Genomic DNA, 17,211 nt, shown 5'->3' with positions numbered 1-17,211 from the left:
TGATTGTTTAGCTTCCCCTGCCGCATGGGCTGTCACTAAAGTTGCGCTTCTAAAGGTCAATCAGGCCGTACAGGAGACAACGTGATTCCACCCTCATTTGCGTACCATGCCCCCCGCTCCCTTGGCGAGGCGCTGACATTGCTGACCGACCTGGGCGACGACGCCAAGCTGCTGGCCGGCGGCCACAGCCTGCTGCCGATGATGAAGCTGCGTTTTGCGCAACCGGGCGCACTGATCGACATCAACCGCATTCCCGAACTGCGCGGCATCCGCGAGGAAGGCGGCCTGATTCGCATTGGCGCCATGAGCAGTGAGAGCGACCTGATCGCCTCCCCACTGTTGCAGGAGCGCCTGCCTTTGTTGCCGGAGGCGGCGTTGCTGATTGCCGACCCGCAAGTGCGCAACCGCGGCACCATCGGTGGCGACATTGCGCACGGCGATCCGGGCAACGACCATCCGGCGATCGCCATGGCGCTGGACGCCACGTTTGTGTTGCAAGGGCCCCAGGGCGAGCGGCAGGTGAAGGCGTTGGACTTCTTCCACGGCACCTACATGACGGCACTGGCCGAAAACGAAATCCTCACCGCCATTCTGGTGGCGCCGTTTCAGGCCGGCACCGGTTACGCCTACCAGAAGCTCAAACGTAAAACCGGCGACTGGGCGACCGCCGGTGCCGCCGTGGTGCTGCGCATGGCCGCTGGCGTGGTGACGCAGATCAGCATCGGCCTGACCAATGTGGCGCCGACCGCGCTGCGGGCCAGCGCCGCCGAGGCCGCCCTGATGGGCAAGCCGCTGGATGACGCCACGCTGGCGCTGGCGGTTCAGGCGGTGCGCGCGGTGTGCGAACCGGCGGAAGACCTGCGCGGTGACATTGAGTACAAGACCGCCATGGCGGGCGAAATGGTCAAGCGGGCGATTCGCGCGGCGGCGGCCCGTTGCAGTTGAGCTGAAACAAAAACAAAAAGGAGACTTTCGATGAGCAAAACATTAGTTTCAATGACCCTCAACGGCCGCCAGGTGGAAGAGGCGGTCGAGCCACGTACGCTGCTGGTGCACTTTCTGCGCGAGAAGATGAATTTGACCGGCGCCCACATCGGCTGTGAGACCAGCCACTGCGGCGCCTGCACGGTGGACATCGACGGTCAATCCGTCAAGTCCTGTACCCATCTGGCCGTGCAGTGCGATGGCAGCGACGTCAAGACCGTCGAAGGTCTGGCCAATGCCGGCCTGTTGCATGCCGTGCAGGAAGGTTTTTACAAGGAACATGGTTTGCAGTGCGGCTTCTGCACGCCGGGCATGCTGATGCGCGCCTACCGCTTCCTGCAAGACAACCCGACGCCCACGGAAGCGGAAGTGCGGGTCGGCATGGCGGGCAATCTGTGCCGCTGCACCGGCTACCAGAACATCGTCAAGGCCGTGCTGCATGCAGCCAGCGCCTTGCAGAAAACCACCGTCGCCGCGTAAGCGCGGACGCACACAGAGGAGACATGCATGAACGCACCAATGAGTGACCGTGAAAAAGCCCTGATGGGCATGGGCGAGTCCCGCCTGCGCAAGGAAGATGCGCGCTTCATCCAGGGCAAGGGCAACTATGTCGATGACATCAAGTTGCCCGAGATGCTGCACATGGCCATCGTGCGCTCGCCCGTGGCCCACGCCCGCATCCTGCGCCTCAACAAGGAAGAAGCGCTGAAGGTCCCAGGCGTGGTTGCGGTGCTGACCGCCGAAGACCTCAAACCCCTCAAACTGCACTGGATGCCGACGCTGGCGGGCGACGTCGCGGCGGTGCTGGCCGACGGCAAGGTCCACTTCCAGATGCAGGAAGTGGCGGTGGTGATTGCGACCGACCGCTATGCCGCTGCCGATGGTGTCGCCGCGGTGGAAGTCGAGTACGAAGAACTGCCGGCGGTGATTGACCCGTTCGAGGCGCTCAAACCCGGCGCCCCCGTGATCCGGGAAGACCTGGTCGGCAAGACCGAGGGCGCGCATGGCAAGCGCTACCACCACAACCACATCTTCACCTGGGATGCCGGAGACAAGGAAGCGACCGATGCGGCCTTTGCCAGCGCACCGATCACGGTGAAACAGGACATGCATTACCCGCGCGTGCACCCCTGCCCGCTGGAAACCTGCGGCGCCGTCGCTTCGTTCGACCCGATTCGCGGTGAACTCACCACCTGGATCACCAGCCAGGCGCCGCACGTGGTCCGCACCGTGGTGTCGATGTTGTCGGGCATTCCGGAGTCCAAGGTCCGCATCATTTCGCCCGATATCGGCGGCGGCTTTGGCAACAAGGTCGGCATTTACCCCGGCTATGTGTGCGCCATCGTGGCGTCCATCGTGCTGGGCAAGCCGGTCAAGTGGATCGAAGACCGGATCGAGAACCTCTCCAGCACCGCCTTTGCCCGCGACTACCACATGACCGGTGAGTTGGCCGCCACGGCCGACGGCAAGATCCTGGCGCTGCGCACCAATGTGATCGCGGACCACGGCGCCTTTGATGCCTGTGCCGACCCGACCAAGTTTCCGGCCGGCATGTTCCATATTGTGTCTGGCAGCTACGACATCCCCAGCGCCTACTGCCGGGTCGACGGCGTCTACACCAACAAGGCGCCCGGTGGCGTGGCGTACCGCTGCTCGTTCCGCGTCACCGAGGCGGTGTACCTGGTCGAGCGCATGGTCGATGTGCTGGCGCAAAAACTGGGCATGGACAAGGCCGAGATCCGTTCCAAAAATTTCATCAAACGCGAGCAGTTCCCTTACACCTCGGCCTTCGGTTTCGAGTACGACTCGGGTGACTACCAGACCGCCATGGACAAGGTGCTGACCGCCGTGGACTACAAGGGGCTGCGTGCCGAACAGGCTGTCAAACGCGCGGACCCCGATTGCCCGACGCTGATGGGCATTGGCCTGGTCACCTTCACCGAGGTGGTGGGCGCCGGTCCGAGCAAAATTTGCGACATTCTGGGCGTCGGCATGTTCGATTCCTGCGAGATTCGCGTCCACCCGACCGGCTCGGCCATTGCCCGCATGGGGACCATCTCGCAAGGCCAGGGCCACCAGACCACCTACGCGCAAATCATTGCGACCGAATTGGGCATTTCGTCCGAAGTGATCCAGATCGAGGAAGGCGACACCCACACGGCGCCCTACGGCCTGGGCACCTACGGTTCCCGTTCGACACCGGTCGCAGGTGCGGCGATTGCCATGGCGGCACGCAAGATCCACGCAAAGGCGAAGAAGATTGCCGCCCACCTGCTGGAGGTGAGCGAGGCCGATCTGGAATGGGAAATCGACCGCTTCAAGCTGCGCGGCAACGACGACAAGTTCAAGACCATGAAGGACATCGCCTGGGCCGCGTATAACCAGCCGCCCGAAGGACTAGAGCCGGGGCTGGAGGCGGTGCATTACTACGACCCGCCCAATTTCACCTTCCCGTTTGGCGCCTACCTGTGCGTGGTGGACATCGACAAGGGCACGGGCGAGACCAAGATCCGCCGCTTCTATGCGCTGGACGATTGCGGCACCCGCATCAACCCGATGATCATCGAAGGCCAGATTCATGGCGGTTTGACCGAAGGCTTTGCCGTGGCGATGGGGCAGCTGCTGTCGTTTGACAAGCAAGGCAACATCCAGGGCAACACGCTGATGGACTACTTCCTGCCCACGGCCGTGGAAACACCAAAATGGGAAACCGACTACACCGTGACGCCCTCCCCGCACCACCCGCTCGGTGCCAAGGGCGTGGCCGAGTCGCCGCACGTCGGCAGCATCCCGACCTTTACCAGCGCCATGGTGGACGCCTTTGCGCACCTGGGCGTGACCCACTTCAACATGCCACACACGTCCTACCGCGTGTGGCAACAACTCAAAGCTGTCGGCATCGCCAGCTGAGATCCGATTGACCAGGGCGGGTGCACTGCGGTGCACCCGCCCTCTTGTATTTTCAGAAAGTTTCCATGGAAGTTGTCCTCGATAAACAGTACCCGGTCGCGGCCGGTCTTGATGCCGGTTGGGCCGTGCTCTCCAACATGCACGAGCTCGCCACCTGCATGCCGGGCGCGCAAATCACCGAAGATATCGATGCCACCCACTACAAGGGCAGCGTCCGGGTCAAGGTCGGGCCGGCGGTGGCCGCCTTTGCCGGCACCATTGACGTCTTGACCCTGGACCCGGCCACCCGCACGCTGAAGATGATGGGCAAGGGCGCCGACAAGAGCGGCTCTTCCGCCTCGATGGAACTGACGGCCACCTTGGTCCCGGCAGAGAACGGCCACAGCACCCTGCAAGGCCATGCCGAAGTGATCGTCAATGGCAAGTTCGCCCAATTTGGCGGGCGCATGATGACCTCGGTCTCGGACATGATTCTGGCGCAGTTCGCCGAGGTCTTTTCACAAAAGGCGCAGGCGCTGCAAGGGGCTGCGGCACCCGTTGGCGGTGCCGAGCCGGCGCCAGCACCCAGCGCGCCAGTGGTGGCCAAGGAATTCAATGCGCTGGCCTTCATGTGGGCCATGATCCGCAAGTTCTTCGCCGACCTGTTTCGCCGCAAATCCTGATCTCGTGCTGCACCATGTCTTCCACTGCCACTGACGCGTTGACCACACCCGAGGGCTTGCGCGAGCGCCTGTTCAAGGCCGGCTACATTGCCGACGAAGACCTGGCCAGCCTGATCTGGATGGGCCTCACGCTGGAGCGCCCGCTCCTGCTGGAGGGCGAGGCTGGCGTCGGCAAGACTGCCATCGCCGGCGCCTGCGCGCGCGCGCTGGGCCGGCCCTTGTTGCGCCTGCAGTGTTACGAAGGGTTGGACCTGAGCCAGGCTGTCTATGAGTGGAACTACAGCCGCCAGTTGCTGGAGATCCGCCTCGCCGAAGCCGGTCAAGGCGACCGTGCGGCGCTGCGCGACAACCTGTTTTCAGAAGACTTTTTGCTGCAGCGACCGTTGTTGCAGGCGATCCGGTCGCCGCAGCCCTGCGTCTTGCTGATCGACGAAATCGACCGCGCGGACGAAGCCTTTGAGGCCTTCCTGCTGGAGGTGCTGTCCGAATACCAGGTGAGCATCCCGGAACTTGGCACGCTGAAGGCGCTGAGTCGGCCGCTGGTCATCCTGACCAGCAACGGCACGCGCGACCTGTCGGATGCCCTGCGCCGGCGTTGTCTGTTTCACTACCTTGATTACCCGTCGTTGGCGCGCGAGACGCAGATTGTGCGCACGCTGGTGCCCGAAGCGGCGACCCGGCTGGTCGAAGAAGCGGTGGCCTTTGTCCAGCGCCTGCGCCGGGAAGATCTTGACAAGGTGCCGGGCGTGGCGGAAACGCTGGACTGGGTGCGCGTGCTGTTTCATTTGGGCCATGGCGAGCTGCCGCTGGATCACCTGCAACTGGTGCCGACACTGGCCGCGCTGCTCAAGACCCGCAACGACCGCTGGCAGGTCACGGCCGAGCGTGTCGGCAAGCTGATGGATGGGCCGCGCATTGCGCAAGAGGTAGGCGTGGCCGGTGCCATGAAATGACGGGGGCGGAGACGATGAACGCCACCGATCCGCCGGCCATTGACCCGAGACAGCGTCTTGGCGAGTTCGCCCATTATTTGCGTGAACACGGTTTTGCGCTGGGCTACGCCGAGCTGGAACTGATGGTGCGCGCGGCGGCCGCCTTGCCGCTGCCGCAATGGGCCCGGGTCGAGGCCTTGTGGCGCGGCATCGCCTCGGGCAGCCACAGGCAGTGGCTCAAGTACCCGGAATTACACCAGGCGTTCTGGTTCCCGCACCAGGTCCGGGCGTCGACGCGCAGTTCGGGTTTGACGCAGCGCGGGCGCACTCTGCCGGAGCTGGTGCAGCAGCTGCACAGTGAGATGGGCAACACGCCCCCCGGCGCGTCCCAACCAACCCTGGGCATGGCCGACCGGCCAGGCGCCAGCGAGGCCGAAGACAGCCATGAGCCGCAACGCGCCCAAGGCGGCGCCAGCCGCACCGCCCCGCTGGATGAGCGTGATTTCGCCGACTGGATGCCGGCCGACATGGACCGTTTCGAACCCTTGGTGGAAGCGCTCAAGCGCCGCTTGCGCGCGCAATTGCTGCGCCGCCTGCAGAGCCACCGCGACAGTGGCGTCATTCATGTGCGGCGCTCCTTGCGCGCGGCGCTGGCCACCGGCGGTGAGTTGGTGAAGCTGCACCACGTGCGCCGCCAGCGGCGCCAGCCGCGCGTCGTGGTGCTGGTGGACGTGAGCCGCTCCATGGAAGTGCATGCGCAGTTTTATCTGCGGCTGACCCGGGCCTTGGTCGAAGTCATGGATGCCCGGGCCTTTGTGTTTCATACCCGGCTGGCCGAGGTTACGCCGCTGCTGAAGCGACGCAGCGAACGCGTGCAGGAAAAGATCAACGCGGTGACTTTCGGCTTTGGCGGCGGCACGCGCATTGCCAGTTGCCTGCACGAAGCTTTGCATCAGCATCTGGGGCGGGCGCTGGCACGGGGGGACCTGTTCATGGTGTTCAGCGATGGCTTTGACACCGATGAGCCCGAAGCTTTGGCCACGGTGCTGGCGCAGGTACGGGCCCGCGGCGCCCGCGTGTGCTGGCTGCACCCCACGATTGAGGCGCCCCAGTCGGCCGCGATGCGGCTAGCGGCAGCCCATGTCACGCGCTTCATGCCGGCGCACAATCTGGCCAGCCTGGCACGCCTGCCCGAGCTGCTGGCCTGATCCTTCTTTTGACGACGTTTACAACTTCAGGAAATACCACCATGGGATGCTTGCTAAAACAGGGAGGCGGCCTCTACCCCCGTCTGCGGATTGGGGCCGTGCTGCTGGCGGCCGGCGAAGGCGTCCGCATGGGCGGTGTCGCCAAGTCGCTGATCCGCCTGCAGGGTGTGCCGCTGATCAATCGGCAGCTGATTGCGCTCAGCGGCGCCGGCGTGGACGAAGTGGTCGTGGTGACCGGTCATGCGCGCGAGGCGGTGGAAGCCCAGGTGCAGAGTTTTCCGGTCACGCTGGCCTACAACCCGGCCTACCGCGAAGGCCAGCAAGGCTCGGTGCGGGTGGGGCTGGCGGCCCTCAATGGCAACTTTGACGCCGTGTTCATCGTGCTGGCGGACCAGCCCTTGATCGGGTCAGCGGATTTGACCGAGTTGGTCGCGGCCTTCAAGAAACGCCCGGCCGGCAACGTGGTGGTGCCGGTGGTCAACGGCCAGCGCGGCAACCCGATCCTGTTGGATGCACAGGCGCGAGCCCAAATTCTGGCGAGTGACACCCACCTGGGCTGTCGTCACCTGATCGAACGCCAGCCGGAACTGGTGCATGTGCACGAGACTGCCAACACGCGCTTTGTCACCGATCTCGACACGCTGGCGGATGTGCAGCAACTGGCGCTGCGCACCGGCTGGCAGCTGGAACTACCGTCCACTGAGGCGACCGCGTGACGCCGGGGCTGGCGGGCGGCGCCCTGCAGCAACACTGGCCGGTGCCGATGGCCGTGCACCGTTTTGCCGGCGCGGCGGAAGTCAACCCGGTGCTGGTGCGCGTGTTCAATGCCCTGCGCGCAACCGATCCGACGGCGGCAGCGGCCAGCTTCTATGCCAGCGCCGATGATTTGCTCACGCGGGTGGACCTGCCTGAATTCACGGCCTTACTGCAATTCATCGCCGCCGCGCTGCAAGCCACGGCGCAGCAGGCCAATACCGGCGTCTGGCCGGCGGGGCGCCATGGGCTGCAACTGGAGTTGATCGGGGTCTGGTTTCAGGTCCAGAACGGCGCTGCTTTTCACGATGTCCACACCCATGGCAACTGCTCCTGGTCCGGGGTCTATTACGTGCAGGTCGATCCGCCGGCGCAACGGGTGGCGCATCCGCAATGGGGCGCCCTCAACGGGGCGACGCGTTTTTACAGCCCGATGTTTCCGCTGCTGGGCGGGGCGCACATCGACATGGGCAACGCCTGGTTGCAGCAAGCCACACTGGATGTGGCGCCGCAGGAGGGCGATCTGGTGCTGTTTCCGTCCTTCCTGCCGCACAAGGCGATGCCCTATGCAGGCGAGCGCGACCGCATCATTGTTTCGTTCAATGCGCAGATCCGCGCCCCGGCCGGTGATCAGCTCTTTCGCTACGCGGGCACTTGACGCAGGGCCGCCGCCCGCCCGGCAGTTCGGGATAATGGGCCCCTAATCCCGGAGAACCCCGATGAACGCAGCCACCCCAGTTTCTCACCTTGTCCCTGACATTCACCTGCGCGAGGTGCCGCTGGCGCTGATCGAGGCCTTGAAAGCCCGCTTTGCCGAGCGCTGCTCCACCGCGCTGGTGATGCGCGAACAGCACGGGCGCGACGAATCGTCTTTTGAAGCGCCGCCGCCAGCGGCCGTGGTGTTTGCCGAAAGCACACAGGACGTGGCCGATGCGGTGAAGCTGGCCAGTGCGTACCGCGTGCCGGTGATCCCGTTTGGCGTCGGCACCTCGCTGGAAGGCCATTTGCTGGCGGTGCAGGGCGGCATCAGCCTGGATGTCAGTCGCATGAACCAGGTGCTGTCGATCGCTGCCTCCGACCTGACGGTGACGGTGCAGCCCGGCGTGACGCGCAAGCAACTGAACGAGGCGGTCAAAAGCACCGGCCTGTTCTTCCCGATTGACCCCGGTGCCGACGCCACGCTGGGCGGCATGTGCGCCACCCGCGCCAGCGGCACCAACGCCGTGCGCTACGGCACCATGCGCGAGAACGTGCTGGCGCTGCAAGTGGTGACCGCCAGCGGCGACATCATCCGCACCGGCACCCGCGCCAAGAAAAGCAGCGCCGGCTACGACCTGACGCGCCTGATGGTCGGCTCGGAAGGCACGCTGGGCGTGATCACCGAGGTGACGGTCAAGCTGTATCCGCTGCCGGAAGCGATCTCGGCCGCGATCTGCTCGTTTCCGAGCATCGAGGCAGCGGTGCGCAGCACCATCCAGATCATCCAGATGGGCATTCCGATTGCGCGCGTCGAGCTGATTGACAGCAACACCGTGCGCATGGTCAACGCCTACGCCAAGCTCGGGCTGCGCGAAGAACCGCTGCTGCTGATGGAGTTTCACGGCTCACCGGCCGGCGTGAAAGAGCAGGCCGAGCTGGTGCAGGAGATTGCCAGCGAATTCGGCGGCAACGCCTTTGAATGGGCCACCACGCCGGAAGAACGCACCCGGCTGTGGACCGCCCGCCACAACGCCTACTTTGCCGCCATCCAGTCCAAGCCCGGCTGCCGCGCTATTTCCACCGACACCTGCGTGCCGATCTCGCGACTGGCCGACTGCCTGCTGGACTCGGTGGCCGAGGCCGATGCCAGTGGCATCCCCTACTTTCTGGTCGGCCACGTCGGTGATGGCAACTTCCACTTTGGCTACCTGATTGACCCCGCCAAGCCGGAAGAACGCGCCCTCGCCGAGCAGCTGAACCACGCGCTGGTGGCGCGCGCCCTGCGCCTGGACGGCACCTGCACCGGCGAGCACGGTGTCGGCCTGCACAAGATGGATTTTCTGGTGACCGAGGCCGGTGCCGGCGCGGTGGACATGATGCGCACCATCAAACGGGCGCTCGATCCGAACAACATCATGAACCCGGGCAAGATCTTCTCGCTATAAATTAAATAGCTGCTTGCGCTTATTCGACGGGGGCTAGCGGCTGATTTAACCTAAAGTTCAGCGACCTCGGCGATGGCGTTGGCCATGTATTCGATCTTGCGCTGCATGTCCAACTCGGTGTCGGCAAAGCGCTGGGCGATGGCTTGGAACTCGTCCTGCATCTCCATGAAGACGTCGACCATGTCGGGGTCGAAATGGCTGCCCCGCCCCTGAAAAATGATGCCGACGGCTTTGTCGTGCGGGATACCGGCCTTGTACACGCGGTCTGAAATCAGCGCGTCGTAGACATCGGCAATCGCCAGCAAACGCGCCGACACCGGAATCTGCGTCCCCGCCAGCCCCTGCGGATAGCCACTGCCGTCCCATTTTTCGTGGTGCGAGAACACCAGCTCCTTCAGGGTCGTCAGCAACTCCGACTGGCGGCCCAGGGTCCGCTCCGCTTGCGCGATCACATCGCGCGCCAGCGTGGTGTGGGTTTTCATGATGGCGTGTTCCATCGGCGTCAAACTGGTGAGTTTGAGCAAAATGCGGTCCGGAATACCCATCGTGCCCATGTCGTACAGCGGCGCCAACTGGTACAAAAGCTGGATGTAATGGTCCGTCAACACCGCCGCAAATGACGGCTGACCCTGCAGCCGCTGCGCCAGCGACCTGATGTAATGCTGGATCCGCAAAATGTGATTCACGGTATCGGAGTCGCGCGTTTCCACCAGCGAAGCCATGGCAAAAGCCGCAACCGTCAGGGCGGTCAGCTCGGAACTCGCCTCGGCTTGCTGGCTGTTGTCGGTTGAATTCAAAATAGGGCTCCCGTGTTCCATAACTTCTTCTGATCTTCTTGAAGCCGTCAGTTTAGGCGACGGCGGCGCTCGCACTGCGATTTATATCGTGGTGAGGCAGTTCCGACCTGGCGGGCTGAAACGGGACGCGGTAGAGCCAGACCGGGCGGCCGTCCGGGCAGCGCAGCACCGCCTGCGGCGTGAGCCCGACCGCCTCGAATTCCAGACTCACCAGCCAGCCGCCGGGCGCCAGCTGGGCCGACGCCTTCGCCACCGCCCGCGCCATGCTCTCGGGCCGCTGAAACAGATACACCAGGGCGTAGGGGTGCCAGTCGGCACGCCAGATGTCCCCTTGTCGAATACGGGCCCAGGGACAGCGCAGCGCACACAGGCCGCGCAGCGGCCAGCTCCACTCCAGCCCCTGCAGCTGCGCCTGTGGGTAGGCCTCGCGCAAGGCCTTCAGGCCGTCGCCCAGACCGCAGCCGGCATCCAGCACCCGCGCCCCGGCCGGCAGCGGCGCGTGCGCCGCCAGGTCACGCAGGGCATGGGTCGGGGTCGGGAACAGCGGCGCGTCGCGCCAGGCATTCAAGGGGTAAATCAGCAGCAGCAGCGCCAGCGGCAGCAACCAGGCCCAGGCCGGCAAGGTGGCCAGGCCCGAGAGCGCCAGCGACAACGGAAAGCCGAGGCCGAGGATGGCGCGGCGCCACCAACTGCCCGCCAGCACGCTGAGGGCCACACCCAAGGCCGAGGCCAGCGTCAGCGCCAGCCAGGGCGACCCGCCCAGGCCCAGCAAGCCCCCAAACAAGGCCCAGGCGCTGCCCCAGGCCAACAAGGCCGGCAGCGGCCAGGGCAAACGGGCAAACATGCTGGAGCGGTGCTGACGGCTCAGCGGCTGCCGGCGTGGATGGCGGCGGCCTTGAGCTTGTCGATCAAGCCGTTGAGTTCTTCCAGCGAGCCAAACTGGATGCTGATCTCGCCCATTTCCTCCAGCCGCCCAGCCCGCTTGACGCGCTTTTTCACCCGCACTTCGACTTCGGCCATGAGCAGGTCCGACAGCTCTTCTTCGACCCGCTTCATGTCGCGCGATTTTTCTTTTTTCGGCTTGACCGCAGTCAGCGTGAACTCGGCACTGAGCTTTTTGGACAGGCTCTCGGCTTCGCGCACCGACATTTTCTTGGCCACGATCTGGCTCGCCGCCGTGATCTGGGTCGCCCGGTCCAGCACCAGCAGCGAGCGGGCATGGCCCATGTCGAGGTCGCCCGCCATCAGCATGGTTTGCACCGGCTCGGCCAGATTCAGCAGGCGCAGCAGGTTGCTGGCGGCGCTGCGCGACCGCCCGACCGCCTGGGCGGCCAGTTCGTGCGTCAGACCAAACTCCTTGACCAGCCGTTGCAGGCCTTGCGCTTCTTCCAGCGGATTGAGGTCTTCGCGCTGGATGTTTTCAATCAGCGCCATGGCGGCGGCGGACTCGTTCGGCACGTCGCGCACCAGCACCGGCACACTGTCCAGCCCGGCCAGTTTGGCGGCCCGAAAGCGCCGCTCGCCGGCAATGATCTCGTACTTGCCCTGGTGGGCACCGTCTTTCAGCTGCCGCACCAGAATCGGCTGCAGGATGCCCTGCGCCTTGATCGATTCGGCCAGCTCGTACAGGGCGCCCTCGTCCATGCGGGTGCGCGGCTGGTAGATGCCGGGCAGCATGTCGGTGAGCTGCAGCGACGCCGGCAAGCCGGGACTGGCGGGGTTGCCTTCGGACGAGTCAAACGAGGCGGTCTCGTTCACTTTGGGCCCGAACAACGCTTCGAGTCCGCGGCCCAAGCCTTTGGGTTTTTTGGTAGCCATTCGATAGTTCCTTACTTACTTAATTGGCACAGCAGTTCATGCCCGTGCGGCCAGACGCCCAGACCCGACTCGCTATTGAGATGGCCCAGCGGGCCGGCGTCGACAAAGTCAGCGCCCCAGGCGCTGGCGAACGCTTGCGCCCGCGCCAGACTGCAATACGGATCATTGCGGCTGCCGACCAGGATGCTTTTGAACGGCAGCGGCTGCATGGGAATCGGCGACCAGCTGGTCAGGACCGGACGCAGTTCCTCGCGCTCGGCGTCGCCCGGGGCGACCAGCAAGGCGGCTTTCACCAGATGCGGGTTGCGCGTGTGCGCAGCCCAGGCCGCCACCAGCAGACAACCGAGGCTGTGCGCCACCAGCACCGCTGGTGCCTTTTGCTGCAGCAGCACGTCTTCGAGCCGGGCAATCCAGTCACCGCGCAAGGGGCGCAGCCAGTCGTGCTGCTCCACCCGCTGGTAGGCGTGCGCGGTTTCCCACAGGCTTTGCCAGTGGTCAGGGCCGGAGTTTTGCCAACCCGGCAGGAGCAGGACAGGGGCAGTGTTCATTTGCTATTATTTTTATAGCTGCTGGCGCTTGTTTAACAAGGGCCAACGGCTGATTTGACTAAAGTTTATCGATGCGCTCGACCATCTCTTGGGCAAACGCGACAAACGCCTGCGCGCCCTTGGAGGCGGGGTCAAACACCACGCCCGGCACGCCATAGCTGGGCGCTTCGGCCAAGCGCACGTTGCGCGGAATCACGGTGTTGAACACCTTGCCGCCAAAATGCGCCTTGAGTTGCTCGCTCACCTGCTGCTGCAAGGTGATGCGCGGGTCAAACATGACGCGCAGCAAGCCGATGATGGAGAGGTCTTTGTTCAGGTTGGCATGCACCTGCTTGATGGTATTGACCAGGTCGGTCAGCCCTTCGAGCGCAAAGTACTCGCACTGCATCGGCACGATCACGCCGTGCGCGCTGCACAGGCCGTTGAGCGTCAGCATCGACAAGCTGGGCGGGCAATCGATCAGGATGAAGTCGTAATCAGCATCCACTTCGGTCAAGGCCTGCTTGAGGCGTTTTTCGCGCCGCTCCAGCGTCACCAACTCAATCTCGGCGCCGGACAGTTCCCGGTTGGCGCCTAGGATGTCGTAGCCGCAGCCAGCCTCGATCAGCTTGTCGCTTTGCACCCGCGCCTCTTTCACCGAGGCCGATTCGATCAACACGTCATAGATCGTGAGTTCCAGCTTGCGCTTGTCCACCCCCGAGCCCATGGTGGCGTTGCCCTGCGGGTCCAGGTCAATCATCAGCACACGCTGCCCCACCTTGGCCAGTCCGGCTGCCAGATTGACCGTGGTAGTGGTCTTGCCAACACCGCCCTTTTGATTGGCGACGCAGAATATTTTGGCCATGGTGTGCTTACCTGAGATGAAATAAAAACAGAACGAGAGATCCGTGTTTCACGTGAAACAGACTGCAAATGTAAGCGAAGAAACCCACGCTTAGCGCGCCAGCGCCAGCTTGAGACCAAAAGCAATCAAAAACAGGCCGGCCAGCTTTTCCAGCGCACGCGAAATCAACGGATTGGCACGCAAGCGCGCCGCCAGAAAGTGGGTCAGCAACACCACCGTCAGGCCGTAGCCAAAGGTCAGCGCCGCAATGGTCAGCGCCATGAAGGCGAAGGTGGTCAAGCCCTGATGCTGGACCGGATCGACGAACAAAGGAAAGAAGGCCATGTAAAACACAATCGCCTTCGGATTGAGCAGCGTGATCGTGAGCGCCTGACGCAGATAGTGGTGCGGCTTGATGTGCAACACCGGAGCGGCGCCCGGTCGGGCCAACAGCATCTTGCCGCCGAGCCAAGCCAGATAGCCGGCACCGAGCCATTGCACGGCATTAAAGGCGGCCGGATAGGTGCCCAGCAAAGCCGCTACCCCGGCCACGGCCAGCCACAGCAGAAACTGGTCACCCACAATCACGCCCAAGGTGGCCGCCAAGCCACCCTTGATGCCGCCCTTGCCCGTGGACGTGATCAAGGCCAAATTCCCCGGACCGGGAATCAGCAAGAACACCAGAATGGCGACCACAAAAGAGCCGTAGTCGGCGATGCCAAACATGATGGGCTTACGCTTTGCGCATCCAGACAATGCAGCGCTCGGCATGCAACCCCGGCACCGTCAGTTGTTCCACGTGAAACACAACGATCTCTGCCGGCAAGACGCCGATTTCGTCCGCCGGACGCTTGCCCTTCATGGCCAGCCAGACCCCGTGCTCCGCCAACGCGGCCGAGGACCAGCTGGTGAAATCAAGCAGAGAAGCAAACGCGCGCGAACTGATGACGTCGTACTGCTCGGTCAGACTCTCAACCCGCGCATGCAGCCCCCGCAGATTGGGCAGCCGCAGGGTGGCCGCCACCTGCCGGATGAAGGCCGCTTTTTTGGCGACGGTGTCGACACAGTCCACCGCCACCTCGGGACAGCAAATCGCAATCACAATACCGGGCAGACCGGCACCGGAGCCCACATCCAGCAGCTTGATACGCCGTGCCGACTCGGTCGGACTGAGCGCGGCCAACTGCTGGCGCAAGGGAGCAATCACGGCCAGACTGTCCAGCAAATGGTGCGTCAACATCTCGGCCGGGTCGCGCACCGCCGTCAGGTTGTAGACCTTGGTCCATTTCTCGATCAATGCCAGGTAGTCCAGCAGGTGGGTAATTTGCGCGTCGTCCAGCAGCAACGCCAGATCGACCAACCCCTGGCGCAAGTCTTTTTCCAGGGCGCGCATCAAGCAATCCCCTCTTCGGCGTCACTCGCATCCGCCATTTTTCCCGGCGTCACGAAGCCTTTGAACTTGCTTTTTTTCAGGTGCACCAGCAACAGGGAAATGGCCGCCGGCGTGATGCCGGAAATGCGCGAGGCCTGCCCCAGCGTTTCGGGCCGGTGCTTGCTCAGCTTCTGCCGGGCTTCGATACTCAAGGCCGCCACCAACATATAGTCCAACGCCTCCGGCAGTTTGAGGTTTTCATAATGCGCGGCGCGCCCGATCTCCTCTTTTTGCCGATCGATGTAGCCGGCATACTTGGCTGTGATTTCCACCTGCTCAATCACCACCGCCGCAAATGTCGTGTCCGCCACAGCCAGGTCGCCGGTTTCACGTGAAACATAGGCCTCCAGTTCCGCGCTGGCATATTTGCCCGCACTCAAGGTCATTAAGCTCGCATAGTTCACATCCGGGCGCCGCAACAACTCCGAAAAACTGTATTCATGCTCAATCGCCTTGCCCAGCACCCGCTCCGCCTCGGCGATTGCCAGATTTTTCGGGCTGACCCAGAGCGACCGCAGGCGTTCTGTTTCACGTGAAACAGCGTCACGCTTGCGGCTGAAAGCTGCCCAGCGCGCATCATCCACCAGACCCAATTGGCGCCCGACTTCCGTCAGGCGCATGTCGGCGTTGTCTTCTCGCAGTTGCAGCCGGAACTCGGCCCTGCTGGTGAACATGCGGTAGGGCTCGGTCACGCCCTTGGTGATCAGATCGTCCACCAGCACGCCCAGGTAGGCTTCATCGCGGCCGGGCACCCAGGTGTCCTGCGTCCAGGCGGTTTTGGCACCGGCCTGCAAGGCGGCGTTGATGCCGGCAAACATGCCTTGCGCCGCCGCTTCTTCGTAGCCGGTGGTGCCGTTGATCTGGCCGGCAAAGAACAGGCCACCGATCGCCTTGGTCTCGAAACTGCTCTTGAGCTGCTGCGGATCAAAGTAGTCGTACTCGATGGCGTAGCCCGGGCGCAGGATGTGGGCGTTCTCCAGCCCGGCCATCGAACGGACCAGGGCGTACTGAATGTCGAACGGCAGGCTGGTGCTGATGCCGTTGGGGTAATACTCGTTGGTCGTCAGACCTTCGGGTTCCAGAAAAATCTGGTGGCTGTCTTTGTCGGCAAAGCGGCCGATCTTGTCTTCCACGCTGGGGCAATAGCGCGGGCCGACGCCCTCGATCTTGCCGGTGAACATCGGACTGCGGTCAAAACCGCTGCGAATGATGTTGTGGGTGCGCTGGTTGGTGTGCGTCATCCAGCACGACATTTGCGGCGGATGCTGCTCGACCCGCCCCATGAAGCTGAACACCGGCATCACCGGACTCATGCCGCCGGGCATGCCGTCGCCCGGCTGCTCGATGCATTTGCTGAAGTCAATCGAGCGTCCATCCAGCCGCGGTGGCGTGCCAGTTTTCAGGCGGCCCTGCGGCAACTTCAATTCTTTCAACCGCGCGCTCAAGGACACCGCCGGCGGGTCCCCCGCCCGGCCGGCCGCGTAGTTGTTCATGCCGACATGGATCTTGCCGTCCAGAAAAGTGCCGGCCGTCAGCACCACGGTTTTGGCGCGGAACTTGATGCCGACCTGCGTCACCGCCCCCACCACCCGGTCGCCCTCCACCATCAGGTCGTCCACCGCCTGCTGGAACAGCCACAAATTAGGCTGGTTTTCCAGCCGGCGGCGAATCGCCGCCTTGTACAGCACCCGGTCCGCTTGGGCGCGGGTGGCGCGCACCGCGGGGCCTTTGCTGGAGTTGAGGATGCGAAACTGGATGCCGCCTTCATCGGTGGCCGCCGCCATGGCGCCGCCCATGGCGTCCACCTCCTTCACCAGATGCCCCTTGCCGATACCGCCGATCGACGGATTGCAGCTCATCTGGCCCAGGGTTTCGATGTTGTGGCTGAGCAGCAAAGTCTTGCAGCCCATGCGGGCGGCTGCCAACGCAGCCTCGGTTCCGGCATGGCCGCCGCCGACGACGATGACGTCGAAATTTTCTGGATAAAGCATGGCTGTGGGTAAGTTGATGGGCGGGAGTGAAAGGCGCTCGCCCGGCGCGCCGTGAGGCAAGGCCCTGATTTTACCGGGCCACCCCTCTTTTGGTGATTCTCAAGGGTATGACGCTTTTGATCGTGGCCAGCAGTAGCTGGCCACGGGCGGCCAGCGCCCGAAATTTATAATAAAAAATGCCGCCAGCCCCCGTCTACCCTGCGCAACTA

General features: G+C 63.7%; 17 protein-coding genes. 9 read left to right on the top strand and 8 right to left on the bottom strand.

Annotated elements, in window-relative coordinates; genetic code table 11:
* Positions 1 to 81 precede the first annotated feature (81 nt).
* From HHJ17_RS13320 to HHJ17_RS13280, 9 genes are all read left to right on the top strand, one after another.
* A complete protein-coding gene (locus HHJ17_RS13320; protein ID WP_296497655.1) occupies positions 82 to 945 on the top strand; it encodes a xanthine dehydrogenase family protein subunit M in 864 nt (287 codons plus the stop codon).
* A gap of 30 nt (positions 946 to 975) precedes the next feature.
* Positions 976 to 1,464, top strand: coding sequence for a (2Fe-2S)-binding protein (locus tag HHJ17_RS13315; protein WP_296497652.1), 489 nt, complete (start codon positions 976 to 978; stop codon positions 1,462 to 1,464).
* Between the two features lie 27 nt (positions 1,465 to 1,491).
* The gene (locus HHJ17_RS13310) at positions 1,492 to 3,894 is read left to right on the top strand and encodes an aerobic carbon-monoxide dehydrogenase large subunit (RefSeq protein ID WP_296497650.1); all 2,403 of its coding nucleotides are present in this window, start codon (positions 1,492 to 1,494) and stop codon (positions 3,892 to 3,894) included.
* Positions 3,895 to 3,959: 65 nt separating this feature from the next.
* Positions 3,960 to 4,556, top strand: a complete 597-nt coding sequence (locus HHJ17_RS13305) for an SRPBCC family protein (protein ID WP_296497647.1) — start codon at positions 3,960 to 3,962, stop codon at positions 4,554 to 4,556.
* Positions 4,557 to 4,570: 14 nt separating this feature from the next.
* A complete protein-coding gene (locus HHJ17_RS13300; RefSeq protein ID WP_296497645.1) occupies positions 4,571 to 5,509 on the top strand; it encodes a MoxR family ATPase in 939 nt (312 codons plus the stop codon).
* Positions 5,510 to 5,523: 14 nt separating this feature from the next.
* The gene (locus tag HHJ17_RS13295; RefSeq protein ID WP_296497642.1) at positions 5,524 to 6,696 is read left to right on the top strand and encodes a VWA domain-containing protein; all 1,173 of its coding nucleotides are present in this window, start codon (positions 5,524 to 5,526) and stop codon (positions 6,694 to 6,696) included.
* A 41-nt stretch (positions 6,697 to 6,737) separates the two neighbouring features.
* The gene (locus HHJ17_RS13290; protein ID WP_296497640.1) at positions 6,738 to 7,412 is read left to right on the top strand and encodes a nucleotidyltransferase family protein; all 675 of its coding nucleotides are present in this window, start codon (positions 6,738 to 6,740) and stop codon (positions 7,410 to 7,412) included.
* Entirely contained in the window at positions 7,409 to 8,107 is a 699-nt protein-coding gene (locus tag HHJ17_RS13285; RefSeq protein WP_296497637.1) for a putative 2OG-Fe(II) oxygenase, read from the top strand. The genes HHJ17_RS13290 and HHJ17_RS13285 overlap by 4 nt, the downstream gene beginning before the upstream one ends.
* 61 nt (positions 8,108 to 8,168) lie before the next feature.
* Positions 8,169 to 9,593 (top strand): FAD-linked oxidase C-terminal domain-containing protein, encoded by a 1,425-nt coding sequence (locus HHJ17_RS13280; protein WP_296497634.1) that lies wholly within the window; start codon positions 8,169 to 8,171, stop codon positions 9,591 to 9,593.
* A 50-nt stretch (positions 9,594 to 9,643) separates the two neighbouring features.
* Here HHJ17_RS13280 and HHJ17_RS13275 read toward each other — a convergent pair whose 3' ends face one another.
* The 8 genes from HHJ17_RS13275 to mnmG all read right to left on the bottom strand — a co-directional run bounded on the left by HHJ17_RS13275 (position 9,644) and on the right by mnmG (position 17,002).
* Entirely contained in the window at positions 9,644 to 10,390 is a 747-nt protein-coding gene (locus HHJ17_RS13275) for an HD domain-containing phosphohydrolase (RefSeq protein ID WP_296506094.1), read from the bottom strand.
* A 52-nt stretch (positions 10,391 to 10,442) separates the two neighbouring features.
* Positions 10,443 to 11,234: a class I SAM-dependent methyltransferase gene (locus HHJ17_RS13270; RefSeq protein WP_296497630.1), complete on the bottom strand. Its 792-nt coding sequence runs from the start codon at positions 11,232 to 11,234 to the stop codon at positions 10,443 to 10,445.
* A 20-nt stretch (positions 11,235 to 11,254) separates the two neighbouring features.
* Positions 11,255 to 12,208, bottom strand: a complete 954-nt coding sequence (locus HHJ17_RS13265) for a ParB/RepB/Spo0J family partition protein (protein ID WP_296497628.1) — start codon at positions 12,206 to 12,208, stop codon at positions 11,255 to 11,257.
* A gap of 11 nt (positions 12,209 to 12,219) precedes the next feature.
* Positions 12,220 to 12,756 carry an alpha/beta fold hydrolase gene (locus tag HHJ17_RS13260; RefSeq protein WP_296497626.1) on the bottom strand — a complete coding sequence of 179 codons (537 nt, stop codon included), beginning with the start codon at positions 12,754 to 12,756 and terminating at the stop codon, positions 12,220 to 12,222.
* A 58-nt stretch (positions 12,757 to 12,814) separates the two neighbouring features.
* The gene (locus tag HHJ17_RS13255) at positions 12,815 to 13,600 is read right to left on the bottom strand and encodes an AAA family ATPase (protein WP_296497625.1); all 786 of its coding nucleotides are present in this window, start codon (positions 13,598 to 13,600) and stop codon (positions 12,815 to 12,817) included.
* Between the two features lie 90 nt (positions 13,601 to 13,690).
* Complete coding sequence (locus HHJ17_RS13250; protein ID WP_296497621.1) at positions 13,691 to 14,305, bottom strand: LysE family transporter; 615 nt, start codon at positions 14,303 to 14,305, stop codon at positions 13,691 to 13,693.
* Between the two features lie 7 nt (positions 14,306 to 14,312).
* Positions 14,313 to 14,972, bottom strand: coding sequence for a 16S rRNA (guanine(527)-N(7))-methyltransferase RsmG (gene rsmG, locus HHJ17_RS13245; RefSeq protein WP_296497616.1), 660 nt, complete (start codon positions 14,970 to 14,972; stop codon positions 14,313 to 14,315).
* A complete protein-coding gene (gene mnmG / locus HHJ17_RS13240; RefSeq protein ID WP_296506092.1) occupies positions 14,972 to 17,002 on the bottom strand; it encodes a tRNA uridine-5-carboxymethylaminomethyl(34) synthesis enzyme MnmG in 2,031 nt (676 codons plus the stop codon). The genes rsmG and mnmG overlap by 1 nt, the downstream gene beginning before the upstream one ends.
* Positions 17,003 to 17,211 lie beyond the last annotated feature (209 nt).

It is taken from the genome of Rhodoferax sp. (genome assembly GCF_012927445.1).
GTDB lineage: Bacteria > Pseudomonadota > Gammaproteobacteria > Burkholderiales > Burkholderiaceae_C > Rhodoferax.
Note: the sequence above shows the minus strand (reverse complement) of the source record. Positions and strands in the feature narration are given on the sequence as shown.

What these genes read in the sequence shown, in the direction of transcription:
- HHJ17_RS13315 (WP_296497652.1), top strand. Translation starts at nt 976, where the DNA reads ATGAGCAAAACATTAGTTTCAATGACCCTCAACGGCCGCCAGGTGGAA.
- HHJ17_RS13310 (WP_296497650.1), top strand. Translation starts at nt 1,492, where the DNA reads ATGAACGCACCAATGAGTGACCGTGAAAAAGCCCTGATGGGCATGGGC.
- HHJ17_RS13305 (WP_296497647.1), top strand. Translation starts at nt 3,960, where the DNA reads ATGGAAGTTGTCCTCGATAAACAGTACCCGGTCGCGGCCGGTCTTGAT.
- HHJ17_RS13300 (WP_296497645.1), top strand. Translation starts at nt 4,571, where the DNA reads ATGTCTTCCACTGCCACTGACGCGTTGACCACACCCGAGGGCTTGCGC.
- HHJ17_RS13295 (WP_296497642.1), top strand. Translation starts at nt 5,524, where the DNA reads ATGAACGCCACCGATCCGCCGGCCATTGACCCGAGACAGCGTCTTGGC.
- HHJ17_RS13290 (WP_296497640.1), top strand. Translation starts at nt 6,738, where the DNA reads ATGGGATGCTTGCTAAAACAGGGAGGCGGCCTCTACCCCCGTCTGCGG.
- HHJ17_RS13280 (WP_296497634.1), top strand. Translation starts at nt 8,169, where the DNA reads ATGAACGCAGCCACCCCAGTTTCTCACCTTGTCCCTGACATTCACCTG.
- HHJ17_RS13270 (WP_296497630.1), bottom strand. Translation starts at nt 11,234, where the DNA reads ATGTTTGCCCGTTTGCCCTGGCCGCTGCCGGCCTTGTTGGCCTGGGGC.
- HHJ17_RS13265 (WP_296497628.1), bottom strand. Translation starts at nt 12,208, where the DNA reads ATGGCTACCAAAAAACCCAAAGGCTTGGGCCGCGGACTCGAAGCGTTG.
- HHJ17_RS13260 (WP_296497626.1), bottom strand. Translation starts at nt 12,756, where the DNA reads ATGAACACTGCCCCTGTCCTGCTCCTGCCGGGTTGGCAAAACTCCGGC.
- HHJ17_RS13255 (WP_296497625.1), bottom strand. Translation starts at nt 13,600, where the DNA reads ATGGCCAAAATATTCTGCGTCGCCAATCAAAAGGGCGGTGTTGGCAAG.
- HHJ17_RS13250 (WP_296497621.1), bottom strand. Translation starts at nt 14,305, where the DNA reads ATGTTTGGCATCGCCGACTACGGCTCTTTTGTGGTCGCCATTCTGGTG.
- rsmG (WP_296497616.1), bottom strand. Translation starts at nt 14,972, where the DNA reads ATGCGCGCCCTGGAAAAAGACTTGCGCCAGGGGTTGGTCGATCTGGCG.
- mnmG (WP_296506092.1), bottom strand. Translation starts at nt 17,002, where the DNA reads ATGCTTTATCCAGAAAATTTCGACGTCATCGTCGTCGGCGGCGGCCAT.